Annotated in this window: 10 protein-coding genes; 1 reads left to right on the top strand and 9 read right to left on the bottom strand. The window is 32.8% G+C overall.

The features are described from left to right. Positions 1-332 precede the first annotated feature (332 nt). The 9 genes from F0362_RS04915 to F0362_RS04875 all read right to left on the bottom strand — a co-directional run bounded on the left by F0362_RS04915 (position 333) and on the right by F0362_RS04875 (position 12,815). Entirely contained in the window at positions 333-1,367 is a 1,035-nt protein-coding gene (locus F0362_RS04915; RefSeq protein ID WP_001010748.1) for a reverse transcriptase domain-containing protein, read from the bottom strand. 170 nt (positions 1,368-1,537) lie between these two features. Next, complete coding sequence (locus F0362_RS04910) at positions 1,538-2,947, bottom strand: phosphoribosyltransferase-like protein (RefSeq protein ID WP_000455702.1); 1,410 nt, start codon at positions 2,945-2,947, stop codon at positions 1,538-1,540. 265 nt (positions 2,948-3,212) lie between these two features. Next, positions 3,213-4,109 (bottom strand): protein NO VEIN domain-containing protein, encoded by an 897-nt coding sequence (locus F0362_RS04905; RefSeq protein ID WP_000879938.1) that lies wholly within the window; start codon positions 4,107-4,109, stop codon positions 3,213-3,215. After that, the gene (locus F0362_RS04900; protein ID WP_002155259.1) at positions 4,090-6,018 is read right to left on the bottom strand and encodes a DEAD/DEAH box helicase; all 1,929 of its coding nucleotides are present in this window, start codon (positions 6,016-6,018) and stop codon (positions 4,090-4,092) included. The genes F0362_RS04905 and F0362_RS04900 overlap by 20 nt, the downstream gene beginning before the upstream one ends. Before the next feature lie 5 nt (positions 6,019-6,023). Beyond that, the gene (locus tag F0362_RS04895; protein WP_000256855.1) at positions 6,024-7,358 is read right to left on the bottom strand and encodes a hypothetical protein; all 1,335 of its coding nucleotides are present in this window, start codon (positions 7,356-7,358) and stop codon (positions 6,024-6,026) included. After that, the gene (locus F0362_RS04890) at positions 7,348-8,964 is read right to left on the bottom strand and encodes a DNA cytosine methyltransferase (protein ID WP_000862952.1); all 1,617 of its coding nucleotides are present in this window, start codon (positions 8,962-8,964) and stop codon (positions 7,348-7,350) included. Before F0362_RS04890 ends, F0362_RS04895 begins: the two co-directional genes overlap by 11 nt. A gap of 596 nt (positions 8,965-9,560) precedes the next feature. After that, positions 9,561-10,532 (bottom strand): tripartite tricarboxylate transporter substrate binding protein, encoded by a 972-nt coding sequence (locus tag F0362_RS04885; protein WP_149889682.1) that lies wholly within the window; start codon positions 10,530-10,532, stop codon positions 9,561-9,563. Then, positions 10,529-11,206: a response regulator gene (locus F0362_RS04880; protein ID WP_000921508.1), complete on the bottom strand. Its 678-nt coding sequence runs from the start codon at positions 11,204-11,206 to the stop codon at positions 10,529-10,531. The genes F0362_RS04885 and F0362_RS04880 overlap by 4 nt, the downstream gene beginning before the upstream one ends. A 19-nt stretch (positions 11,207-11,225) precedes the next feature. After that, positions 11,226-12,815 carry an ATP-binding protein gene (locus F0362_RS04875; protein ID WP_149889681.1) on the bottom strand — a complete coding sequence of 530 codons (1,590 nt, stop codon included), beginning with the start codon at positions 12,813-12,815 and terminating at the stop codon, positions 11,226-11,228. Between the two features lie 223 nt (positions 12,816-13,038). On the opposite strand from F0362_RS04875, the gene F0362_RS04870 reads away from it, so the two are divergent. Next, positions 13,039-14,361 carry an MFS transporter gene (locus tag F0362_RS04870; protein ID WP_000035833.1) on the top strand — a complete coding sequence of 441 codons (1,323 nt, stop codon included), beginning with the start codon at positions 13,039-13,041 and terminating at the stop codon, positions 14,359-14,361. Positions 14,362-14,382 lie beyond the last annotated feature (21 nt).

Raw genomic sequence — 14,382 nt, 5'->3', positions numbered from 1 at the left:
AGCAACCAAAATATGTATTAATATTTCTGTCACAAAATCACTCTTATAAACAAGTTGCACATCGCAAATCTAATAAAATCATTCTAATTATAGTAGACTCAACATAGTTATTACTGGAAAGAATTCAGAATGAGTTAATATAATTAAATTCGATACCTATTTATTTATTTATTTACTTTCTTTCATTTTACTATATCATACCAGGAAATCTAAATTAATTTATTAAACTGTATTATATGTTTTAAATAGGCTTTACACTCATCAAAAAAAATCAAAAACTAAAATCTAAAAAATACAGAAAGATGTTTATTTCCAATTACAACTATGTTTTATTATAATGGCCAACTAATATCATTAAACGCCGCCATCATTTTTTTTCCAACTTCATGCTCTATAGATTTTACATAACAAATCTTTCCGAATAACCAATCCTTATATGCAGCCTTGTTTGATTCTCCGATATTTTCCAAATGCTTTATCGGTCCAAATTTCTTACAATATTTTAAATGAGTCCAAATTTCTTTTTTATATTTTTTTGGAATATGAACCCCATTAGTAACACTCAAACCTAAAACAATCTGCCTATTCCCTTTTTTTTGAATAGCAGTCTTATTTGGATTTATCTTAAATCCTTCATCCTTGATTATTTTCGTAACTAGACCTATTTGAGGCAAGCATCCCTTTTCACCTGAGAAAATTAAATCATCAGCATATCTTGTATAATTCACTTGTAACTTATTCGAAAGAGACCTTAAACGTTTATCTAATTTCCTTACCACTAAATTTGAAAGAGCAGGACTTGTTGGTGCACCTTGCGGCAAATATCGAACATTACTTCCCTCTGACTTAACTGTTGTTAATTTTGCTAAGTCAATTGCCACATATTTTGTGTAACCTAAACTTTTAAAAACATAATAGATTTGTTTAAAAGATATATTTTCAAAAAATTTATATATATCAACACGAAGTATTACTTCTTGATTTTTATGAACATTCGCATTTTCCCTGATTGAGCTCCCTTTCGAATAACCCATACAACTTGAATCAGTACGTATCTCTTTAAGAATAGTTTGATATATCCATTTTTGAATTATCTTCATCTCGGGCTGTGGGGCTTGAATTTCTCTAAAACCACCCCTTTTTTTTCTTATCTTAAAAGTACTATAATATGTATTAGGATTATTAGCCATATCCGATATTTTTTTATAAGGGAAATCCAAAATAAGTGCCAAATGCTTTAGTGAAAATATTACTGGAATTTCCATACTATTTAATCGATCTATATAAACTAATGCTGATTTAATATAAGAATCTGATTTACCTTCTTTGCGTGCTTGTTGTTCAAAAACATCACGGGGAAAATTCATAATGGTTACCTCCTTAAATCTAGAACTCGCGAGCGAGATAGTGCATAACCGACCAAGGGGAGTGTTATGTACCAGGTCGTTATAAAGTAACTTTATCAGTAGCCAAGCCAAATAGTCTTGGCCTCACTCTCTAACAGATAAAACCGTTTGATCGTGAAAAACTCTAACCATTATGTTTTCCCCTCAAAAGAATCTGGCAAATAAACTATTGGTTGTTTTTCCCTATCCACTTTCGATGTTTTTTTAATTTTTTTAATCTCTTTTACAACTTCAAAGTATAGCATATCTCCTACTTTAGTTAAATCCCCTTGATTGTTAAGCATCCCTTTTTGTTTTGCGCCATTTATTATTTCTTCGTATTCAGACAAAGAAATACCCAATAACTGACATATAACTATTCTACTCTTTCTTTTTCTCAACAATCTTAGTAGACCAAACGTTAGAAAATCAGTCTTCTGAACAAAAGTAATTTTTTTCCAACCTAAATTTCTTCGTCCCGATAAAAATTTATCGATGTTTTTTACTCCAATGGATTGGGCAAAACTTAAATAAAATGCTGTTTCCTTGCGAAATTTTTTTGCTTTTTCCATCTTATGTTTATAAAACCTAGGATAAATAGGGTACCAATTTTGTTTTTCTGCCCAAATAATTGGCAATGTATTATTTGGCGCCCCGTAAGAAAACGCTATCAATGATTGTGTATTTTTATATCCAAGAGGCCCTTGTTTATATAGTCCTTCTCCATAAGAGTAACATAATTGCCTTACACTTCTCATTTTAGGTCTATAACCAAATGGTGATCCATTTATTTCGAATGCCCTATTAAATATATATTTACAGTACAAATCACTTCTAGGGATTTCTTTTTTTATATTTTCAACTGCCCTAGACATAGCAGCTACTGATAAGAATTTCACCTGTGGGTATCTTGAAAGTTTATTAAATTCTTCATGCAAATTGATAAGGGAGACTTTTCTTTTTACACTCGTTCGTCCATAATAAAAATCGATTACCGAATTTCCAGTCCCAAAAAAATCATCAATCATAACTACCACTTTATTATTACCGCTATCATCATTAACCTCATTAACTAATTCTTCGGTATTAGTTATAATTTTAAACTGATGATTCAATATATCTCCACAACTACCTTTAATTAACATTTTATTTTTATAAGCGTCTGTTTTATTTAAAAAATAAATCATTGCCGATCCACTTTTTCCATATTTCCCAACAGAGATAATATAAATATCAGATTTTTCATTTAAATCTTCTAAGATATTTGTAAACTCATCATTAAATGCTTCAATTATATCCAGATCACCGAAAAAAGTAAAATTCTTCAAAATATTCAAAGCTGCATCATATTCTTCTGGTTTAAAATTTTCTAACCAGTTAATAACATCAAAATAAGTAATCGCATTTTTGAATTTTTTACATACAAGCCAAATTAAACCCTCGTACCCCTCGTATTTTTTCAGTTCATTTCTAAACAGGTTATCCATAGAAGTTCTCCTTTTTATAAGGTTAACTTGAACAATTTTCCATTCATTGTCTTGTTTCACATCATGATATTCCAATTAACAATACTCCACTAAATCACATTAATATTCTATAAACAAAATTATAAATAATGTAATGTTAAGAATATCGAAAATAAACTTTTTTTGAAACCACCACATTTTCCACTTCTTGTTCACAAACTTGATTTTCCTTCTAGCATGGACTCTATTTTTCTATACAGCCTCGTGTACCCCTATTAGAATTTATAAAAGAATCCTAATAAATTTTATCAGGATTCCTTTTACTCATCATTTTATTAAAAATACTTTCAGTTTAAATCACTTACTTAATTAGCCGTTCAATAACATGATTAATATTGTAACTAATACTTTCAATTTCATAACCTATTTCTAGATTATCAAAGATATACTTATGAGGATTTCGTATAATGATAGGCGAAGAATCAAATTTGGAATCTACGAGATACAAAAAATAATTCTCTCCTAATTTTTTAGATTGTGCTATTTCATTTCTGCTTATAAAGAACCTATTTACATAATCTGAATAACATTTAACCTCAATAAATTTATCATACTCATCACTTTTATTATCTATAAAAGACATTATGTCATATCCAATATTATTATCGTCAAGCGCGACATGCCTAATTTCACGTGAAAAATTAAATCTATTACGTTCTAGTTTTAAAACATACTTTTCAGCTTGCTCCCCTAACTCATTTTGCTTTTCTAATTGCTTTAAGAATTGCTCCTTGCTAATTTTCCGCGAGAATTTTTGCAAGTAATCTGAAAAAATACCATCAATCCGATAAAATTGCTTTATTTGAGATTTCATTATAGATTCTGAGAGTAATAATAAATTTCGAAGTGCATAGAACTCTTGATTAATTTTAATATAAAAATCGAAATCAATCCTATGTAATTCACACACCTTATTTTTGATTAATAAATTTAAAATATCTTTTATTATAGAGCTATGACTATACTCAGTGTCTATAACTTTATACTTCTTAATCTCATTTTCTTCAATTATGAAAAGATATCCTAGCACCTCAAATAACCTTAAGGTATCCCCTAAATTCATATTTATCACTATGTCATTTGAAAAATATGTATGCAATTCTTGAAAAGATCTATACTCTGACTTTAAAACATTTAGCACCAATATACATTTATGCAAATCAGCATATGCCCGACAGTTAACGATTTTTGCTAGCATAGTTTTCAATCAACGCCTTAATATCACTTTTATCAATCTCTTCATCCAATACTTGGAATAAGGGTATGTCAGAGTTTTCAGTTACACGAATCATTAAATTTTCTTTTTCAATCAGCCTATCATCAATCACTTCATCAATCGAATTTTCGGTTATTAGATAATAATAGTTTGTTATAGTGTTCATACCTAATCCATAACGATGTATCCTATCTTTAGATTGAACGTATCTCGCCCCATCAAAGTTTCGTTCTAAATAAATTGCATTGTGGCAAGCTTTATGTAAAGAAATAGATTCTGCTACAGCAAAAGGATTCGCAATGATAACCTTGAACTCAGACTCATCACTATGGAACTCCCTAATTATTTTCTCCCTAGTTTCCACAGCCTCATCTAAACCTTCTGATTCTACCTTAGTTTTCCCATATAAAATTTTACACTCTATTCCGTTTTCTAGAAGATAATCTGAAAATCTTTCAACAGTATCTATATAAATAGCCCAAACAATTACCTTTTCATCTCTTCTAATTAAATCCTGAATTAATTTTAAAGCAGCATCAAATTTAGGAGGAACTGAATTTGTTCGCTCATAGTTAATCAAGGTATTAATTAATTCTTCATCAAATGTTTTTGGAGAATAATCTATGCCTGAAATTCCTTCTTGAATTGGCTTTAATAATAAATATGGGTTACTTGCTGCTTGCATTAGCCTAATTATTTTAGCTTTTTTAAACTCATCTACTAGACCTACGTCATTATCAACTAAATCTTTAATAGTCTTTTGTTCTAGGGTCTCATAGATTAATTTTTGAGTACTATCCATGGGTACCACAATAGGTGGATTTTCCACTTTATCAGGCAAACCTAAATCTTTCTTTTTGATCCTTACAAAATATGGAGATATATCATCAATTAACAGTTGTATTCTAGGGTCTCGAGGATTTTCTGTCATGTCATCCAATTGATTTAAACTATAATTTATTAGTTCTTTATTAGGCCAAATAAATTTAAATAAATTATATAAGTCCCTATATCCATTAGGAGCAGGAGTTCCAGTTAAAATTACCCTACCTTTAGCTAACGGAGCCAACTCTAGTATAGTTTCCGCTATACTACCTCCATCTGTATTTTTTATTTTATGCGCTTCATCAAGTACGATCATTACGTCATTATTTTTTAAAAAGAACTCTAAATTTTTCTTTTGATTAATAATACCTTGGTACGAAATTAAAGTTAATTCAGCTGTATCTCTACTAAAAAAATATCTTTTTCTTAATTCACTTGAGAGGTTCCCACCTGAAAGCCTTTTCACTTCAGGCGTTCTTCCAAAACAATCTTTAAATTCATTTTCCCATGGGCCAAAGGAACTTAGTGGTCCTATCACAAGTACTTTATTTACAAATTGTTTATGTGTTATATCTAGTGAATTTAAATAACTATATGCTCCATAGACTACACTTGTTTTACCAGCTCCCGGAACTGAAAAATTACAAGCATTCTGAGAAAAAGCTAAGTGATATGCAGCCAACAACTGTAATGGATATAAAGTGCGTACTAAATTTTCATTTAATGATTCACAAAATTTCTGAAAATCTTCTTCATTTACATCTCTATTCCAAATATCTTTTGCTTTATTTGAAAACTCCTTAAAATTCATTTCTTCTTGATACAGATTAACTAATGTATGATCTGCTTCTGTATCTAAGAGTAAACTAATTTGTTTTTTAGATAAATAATCATTCAATTCAGAAATAACATTTTCATTATTTTTCGGGATTTCAAGACCTTTTTCAGTCTCAATTGCATCAAAAGCTCTCTTTAAATGGAATATGATACGCTTATTAAGCTTTTTAGTATCTTTACTCGATAGTAAATAACTTTCTTTAAGAGAATTAATTTTAAAATTTTCCATATCATTTACACCGTCTGATTTAGCTGTTTCTTAACCGTTTTAGAAAGGTTATAAGCTAAATTATTTATTTCTTTAATTGTTGCTAATACATCTTCACTATATAAACTTTCCTGATGTTCATCAATTTCTAATAACGCATTTTTAGCTCGTTCTAACAATGTTAATGGTTTGTCAGCTTCTTGAATATTCTCTAACTTACTTTTACTGTATTTTAAATTTTCTTTTATCGGATTAATAATTTTCTTTGCCCATTCTTCATCACGTTCAGTTAAGCTATCAATTATTTCTTCATCGTTATTCGCTCTCGACAAAAACACATCAATAGGATCTTCTTCAATTACTTCAACATTTTCAAAATGCTTATCTCTAAATTCTTGCCAAAGTTTTTGGGAAGCAAAAAAACTTTGAGGAACCGTTGACTTCCCATTTTTAGCTATATTTCTAAATTCTTTCCCTTCATATTGTGCACGGATGTAATCAAAACTAATTTGCAGCATTTCAGAAATATCATCATCTTGAGGATTCCAGTTCGTTTTTGCGTTTCCACTTCGACTTTTATATGCTTTTTCATAATTATTTAAATCTACAAACTGCCCCTCTCGTTTGTCCAACATTGCATACATATTATTATAGCCATAGTAATCTAGATACTGATCCATTAAATCTAATATATCCAAATACTTCTGGATATTCTTAGAACTTCCTTCTCCCATCATATCTGCTATCTCTTCAATTGAATATCCCACTTCTTTTAACTGTTGGCATTTCAAATATTTCTCAGTAGCGTTATAATCTAGTTTTTCCTCACGTCCCATTTGATACATAGTTTCAAGTTGGAGAATTTCCTTTTGACCAACATTGTCATCGAGAATAATAGCATTAAAGTAACTGCAAGGTCTTACATCATAATTTTTACTATATTCCTCTTTATTATTATTTATTTTATTTAAAAGAGAAGCTCTACGGTTGCCATCGATTATATAACCATTTTTGGTTACAATCCCATATTCTTGCTGACCAATTTTCAAAAGGCTTTTTAAAGTTTTTTTATTTCTATCATGCTTCGAATCCCACAAAAATTGTTCGATGATAAAAATGTCATTCTGATTTTCAGGATTTAACTTATGAGAAGTTACCTCAAACGTTTTTACTTTCGTACCTATTCTTCCGTTATAAGGGTTATAAACCAAATATTCCAAAGGTATTTGGTAAACATTAAATTTTCTTTCTTGTCCCTTATAAAATAGCTTTACACCGGTCATAATTGGTATACTCTGTTTGATTTCATTTAGTTTCTCTATTCTTAAATCTTCACTTAATGCTTTTGTTTTAGTTACCATCTTCAATCCCCTTTAAAATATTTTCTAACAGATAGTATGATGTAACAATTTTCATAGAAATTTCTTTACCTATTTCCTTAATAAACACAACTCTATCAAATTGATTATTCGATTCTACAAAGCCCTTAATAGCTTGTAATAATTCATCCGGCCCAATACCATCTCTATCTTCTACGGTTTTACAATATTGGATTTGGATATTGTTGAAAGAATAAGTTTCTCGAATATATTCTTTTGCAAATTTGGTTATTTTTAACATTTCCTCTGGCTCGTATAAACATAAATTCACGAAAATATTTTCGTATACTTTGGCATTTTTCCCCTGAGAATAATGAATTTTTGTTTTCCAATGGACAGTCCCATTAGAAAATTGGTTTTCTAAACCAACTCTGTAAGATTTCTCTATAATATATGGTACATGATAACTATACTTTGATTCAAACTTTTTTGGTTTTTCTTTCTTTAAATCAAAAACAGTCCCATTTAAATTTGTAAAAAGTATATCCTTATTAAAGTATTTTCGAACTGAAAATCTATCGTTAGACATTTGGTAATTTAAGTTTTCACGAATAGCCTTTGCTATTTCGTAAGAAAATTTTGGAGTTACTGCATTGCCAATCATTCTATATTTTACAGAATCACTATCCCCGTAAAATCGAAAATCGATAGGGAATGACATTAATGTCGCTACTTCTCGAATAGTTGGGAATCTGTACCTTTTTTCGGAACCTTCTAAATCAAATATCATAGATTCCCTAGAAGATCCAGACAAGGTGGCCATAATTGTTCTCGCAGGTTTATCCTTATTCTCAGGAAATGCCATTTTCCCCATATAGCCCTTATCACGTTTTTGGCGCTTGGCTTTTATCCATTCAAAATAAGGCACTTCTTTAACATAGTGATGATCTGTTAATTCTTTACTAAGCATTTCAATTCCATAAATAGGATCTTTAACCATTTCAGAAGAATTAGAGTAGCTTAAAGGAGCTGGCTTACCTAAAGCCTTTTGAACTTCTCCTAAAGTAATGATATCATTCTCTCCATTTAATTCTTGTAAATCTGGATACAGACCACATATAGAACGCTTTCGATTTGTAGGAACCCCAAAGTATTTCATATTAAATATTCTTTTTTGGGGAACATTTAATATGAAATCTCCTAATTCAGGCCAACTTAACTCCTCAGCTGTATACTTATCTTCTACAAATCCTAAAGAGTTTTCTACATTTTCCATAACCCAATATTTTAATTTGCTATTAGGCTTGCTCATCTTTCTTGCAACAATCCGCAGAAAAGCCTCAATTAGCTTTATTCCCTCAGTCTTATCCGCTTTTCCTGATTTATTCGAGTTTGAAAAAGCTATACATGGCGGTGAACCAATTATAACCTCTGTATCTGGTATCCATTTCTCAAATTCGTCATTATCTAACATGGATATTTCATAAATATCCCCCTTAAAAGCAATCTGCTTACCATTCCCATGGTTTTGATTATGTGTCAGAATTGCAGGTGCCCAAATGTCATAAGCTCTAACTATTTCAAAACCAGCTCTCTCAAATCCTTCTGAAAATCCTCCAGCACCGCAAAATAAATCAATAACTTTCAATTGTACTTCTCCTTCTTATTAAAAATATTTATTACTAAATCATTAGTTTATTTCAGCTCAATTAACCCTTTTTCACAAAATCGTTAATTATCATAGAAAAATAAAAAACATTCTATATTTTGACGATAGAGATAACTCATATATTTCCCTATCCTATAACTGTTGATAACATACTTTATAACTTTTTTACATAAAAAAAAATCGTTCTCTTTAAAATAATCAAGTCTTTATGACCAACTCAATCGAAAAGAACGATTCTTTTTTGTTTTTAAATTATACCAAAGACTAACTCACTTTACCAATTTTCATGAGAGCTAACATGCTATGTAAAATTTATAACAATAATATATTTTTATATCTACACACCATAACAAACATAGACAAATAACAAGTGAAATTATCAATATACACTGCTTCCCTTTAACCAATAAATTATTAGTCTTAATTAAAGAACATAATGAATGAATAATTATTACAAAAAATCAGAAATTCACTTTAATTTTTAAGGAAACTAATCTTTTTTCGACCAATCAAGCTCAATTTTTTCTTCATCCTAATGCTAACACCCACAAAAGGAACTAACATTATATGGTTCACTACTTTCCTCTTACATTCCTCAATTCATCATACATTTTATTTTCCTTATCGAGAAACAATTTTATTCCTCCACTATCCTTATAAAAACTCTCCCAACCCCGCTCCCTCAAAATCCCCTTCCAACTCTCACTCTCCACCATCCTCTTAATCACATCATCCCAATAAGCAACCTCTTCCCCCGTCATATCTTTTGGTCCCATAATTCCTTTCCAGTGCTGGAATATGACGTTGATTCCTTGTTCTTTCCACGTTGGGATTTCTGGTAGTCGGTCTAGCCGTTTTGGTGCGGATACGGCCAATATTTTTATTTTGCCGGCTTTGTATTGTTTTTCGGCTTCGGATAGGGTCATGGTTGCGGCGCCTATTTGTTTGTTCGTTAGGGCGTTTATGATTTTTTCTTTGTTTTCGTAGACGAAGAATTGTAGTTCCGCTGGGTTTATGCCGAAGGCTTTGCTTACTTGTACGAAGGATAGGTGATCGTCGTTTCCTAGGCCGGGGGCAACGCCGATTTTGAAGTTTTTCTTGTCTTGTTTTAGTTGTTCCATTAATTCGTTTGCGTTGTCTATGTTTGAGTCTTTTGATACAACAACAACTTCCCAGTCCGATGCGAGTGTTGCGAGCGGGGTGAAGTCTTTATATGTTAGTTTACTGTGGCCTAGTAGGTTGTTCGTTATGAGTAAGCTGGAGTTAATCGCTAGTATATGACCGCCTTTTTGTTTCGTATATTTCCATCCGACATCACCGCTTCCTCCTACTTTGTTTGTGACTATGATTGGTTTTGTGAAGATTTTTTCTTCTGTCAGCGTTTTTTGCATCGCTCGCGCTGTTAAATCCCATCCTGCTCCTTGAACGTTCGGCGCAACGATTTCTACTTTGTCGATGTTCACTGTATTCGTATGGGATTTTTCCGAGGAACAACCAGCTATTACTCCTGTCATAATCCATATACATAGTAATAATCGTTTTTTCATAGTCCTCGTCCTATTCGATACTTTCGTTCTGGTCGTCCGATAATGCCGTATGTGTACTCTACTGTGCATTCGTTTGTCGCTACTAAGTATTCTAAATATCTTCTTGCGGTTGTTCTGGAAGCTCCCATTTGTTCTCCCATTTCTTCTATTGTAATTCCCTCTTCGAATCCTTTTATAATTCCTTTCACTTTTTGCAGTGTTAATGGATCGACACCTGTCGGTAAGTTTTTCATATCTTGTATTTGCGAAGTGCCGAAGAAGTTATCGATGAGTGTTTGATTCACTTCATTGTTACTATGTAATAGTTGCTTCTTTCTTTTATAGTCTTCAATTGTGCGAACAAATTTTTCTAACGTGACCGGTTTTATAAGGTAGTTGCTTACGCCATTTCGAATTGCTTTTTCTAGCATATAGTTTTCATTCGCCGCCGTTACCATAATGACGTCAACGTTTGGAAAGTCAGCATGAATTTGTGGTAATAAGTCGGTACCAATTCCATCTGGTAAATAGTTATCTAATAGAAGCAAATCGATTTCTTCCTTTTGTAGTAGTTCTATCGTTTCTTTCGCGTTCAATGCTTTTCCAATCACTTTTACGTCCTTTATTTTTAATAAAAATTCCTCTTGAATTTGCGCGACGCGGAAATCATCTTCTGCAATTGCAACCTTCAACATATGCCCATCCCCCTGTTTGTCATGTACTTTCTCTCAATGTTTTCGGGAGGTAAATTGTAAAAATCGCTCCCCCATTTTTCTCGTTTTGAATTTCAATTGTTCCCCCTAGTAAATCTACCATTTCTTTCACGTTTGCTAATCCGTAGCCACGATTTCTTCCTTTCGTCGAAAACCCTTTTTGAAAAATGGTACTTATTTTTTCTGCTGGTACTCCTATCCCGCTATCTATTACTTCAAACACAATATCGTGCCCAATATCCGTAACAAAGAAGGAAACATTCCTTTCCTCTCGTTCACTCACCGCATCAAATGCATTGTCGATTATGTTTCCAGCGATCGTAATAAGGTGCGAAACTTTTATATGGTCTGGTAACGGATGAAGCGCACTATCTCCTTCAATATGAAAATCAATTTTCTTTTCAGATGCTGTTCCGATTTTTCCTAATAAAATAGCTTGTACTTTTGCATCGTGAATTTGATGAAATAAAATATGATTTTGGCTTTGATGAATAGTAGATTCTTGCTGGATAAATTCAATCGCTTCTTTGTAGTGCCCTAACTGAAGTAATCCTGATAAGACGAAAAGTTTATTTGTAAATTCATGCGTTTGAGCACGTAAGTCCTCTGAATACTTTCTTACCTCAGATATTGTGTTCACAAGGTTTTGCAGTTCTGTTTTATCTCTAAAACTACATACAACACCTACCGTACTGTTGTTTTCGATTATCGGCGTCATGTTTAAAATAAACACTTTATCTTGAAATGCGATTTCTTGATCGGTTTCTAGCACTCTTTCCATATTAAAATCAGGTAAAACTTTTGAAATGTGCTGCTGCATATAATCATCATTTACATGAAGCATTTCTTCTGCCGAGGTGTTCATCATCGTAATAAAACCGTTTTGATCAATGGCGATGATTCCTTCTTTTATAGATAGTAGTATCGCACTTCGTTCCCGGTATAACGCTGCGATTTCATTGGGCTCTAAACCGAGTGTATCTTTACGAATGCTACGTGCTAAAAGAATGCCACCAACAATTCCGGCTAATAATACCGCTAAGGAAAAGAGGATAATTTCTTTCGTTCTGCTCAATATGTTAGATTCAATACCTTGTATTAAAAACTCTACTGTCACAACGCCTACAACTTGATCGTAGTCTCCGTTATGAACAATAATAGGTGCCTTTGCCATTAAAGCAGGACCACTTACACCATTTCCTTCAAGCGTATAGTACCCTCCAAAAGTGAGTGCTTCATAGTTATATGGATTGTTACTCTTTGTACCAATCAACTCCGAATTAGAATGGGAATACATAAACCCATAGCGATCTTCCACAATTACATAATCCGCACCAGCTTGCTCACGAACTTGTTCCGCAATGGATTGAATGCTACTTTTATGTTCGTTATATTGAAAAGCATCTTTTATAGCTGGCATAAAAGAAAGAGATTTAGCCGTTTGCAGTGCTAGCTGTTCCACTTGACGTTTCGTATCAACGGACTGAATGTAAACAAATATTCCTGCTAATAGGAGAACGACAAATAAAATTAACGTAATAATTAAGCTTACTATTTTCGTTTGCAATGATACTTTGCGTGATTTCTTCATATTTCATATCCTTTGATAAAATATTCAAAACTATCAATCTCCTTTTTCTATTATTATGACAAAACTGAAAATGAAGCAACTATTAAAAAATCCATGTACATAAAGTACAAAAAGAATAAAATTGTCATAATATTGAGATTTCAAATAAAGAACAGTACAATTCAAATACAATGAACGCGCTTTCATATATACCTTTTATTACTAAGCAAGAGGAGGAATTAGTATGGCTCAAGCAAAATCTAACCGAGTCGCCGGCAATATCTTCAAAGGTTCTGTTGGCAATTTAATTGAATGGTACGACTGGTACGTTTACTCTGCTTTCGCCGTTTATTTTTCAGCAGAGTTCTTTCCTAAAGGAGATCCAACGAGTCAATTATTGAACACAGCAGCTATTTTCGCAGTTGGATTTTTAATGCGCCCTATCGGCAGTTTGCTAATGGGACGATATGCAGATCGGCACGGACGCCGGGCAGCATTAACTCTTTCCATTACGGTTATGGCCGGTGGTTCTTTAATTATCGCCTGTACACCGAGTTACGAAAGCATCGGTATTATGGCGCCAATTATTTTAGTTCTTGCTCGTTTACTGCAAGGATTATCACTCGGCGGAGAGTATGGGACTTCCGCAACGTATTTATCTGAAATGGCTAGTAGTGGCCGCCGTGGTTTTTATTCAAGTTTTCAATATGTAACGCTCGTTGCTGGACAAATGGTTGCGTTAGGCGTTCAAATTGTTCTTCAACAATTACTAAGCGAACCAGACATGAAAGCTTGGGGATGGCGCATTCCGTTCATTATTGGAGCGATGGGTGCAGTAGCTGTATTATGGCTTCGCCGCACGATGGATGAGTCGGAGCAGTTCTCAAACATAAAATCGCAAAAACGCGAAAGCGCAGGAACCATTAGCGCTCTTATGAAACATCCGAAAGCAGTATTAACAGTAGTCGGTCTAACACTAGGCGGCACTGTTGCATTTTATACGTACACAACATATTTACAAAAGTTCATGGTAAACACAGTCGGCCTTCCGAAAGAAGTTGTAAGCTGGATTAACTTTGTCGCACTACTTATTTTCGTCGTACTTCAACCAATTGCAGGACTACTATCGGATAAAATTGGACGCCGCCCACTATTAATGGCTTTCGGTATTCTTGGAACATTACTAACAGCACCGATCTTCTTCTTCATGGAAAAAACGACAGAACCAATCGTAGCATTTTTACTCATGATGGTCGGTCTCATTATCGTTACTGGTTACACATCGATTAACGCAATTGTAAAAGCAGAACTCTTCCCAACTGAAATTCGCGCACTCGGCGTAGGTTTACCATATGCACTAACCGTTGCGATATTCGGCGGAACAGCTGAGTTCATCGCATTATGGCTAAAGAGTATCGGAATGGAATCACTCTTCTACTTCTACGTAGCTGGATGTATCGCGATCAGCTTTATTACGTATTGGCGTATGGATGAGTCATCAAAGACTTCGCAGATTGAGGCGGAGCTTGGTGGTGGGGATAAATTAGTTAACAATAAATCTAGTTAAAATTATGTATTCTATTATCTT

Source organism: Bacillus sp. BS98 (assembly GCF_008432245.1).
Classification (GTDB): domain Bacteria; phylum Bacillota; class Bacilli; order Bacillales; family Bacillaceae_G; genus Bacillus_A; species Bacillus_A toyonensis.
Note: the sequence above shows the minus strand (reverse complement) of the source record. Positions and strands in the feature narration are given on the sequence as shown.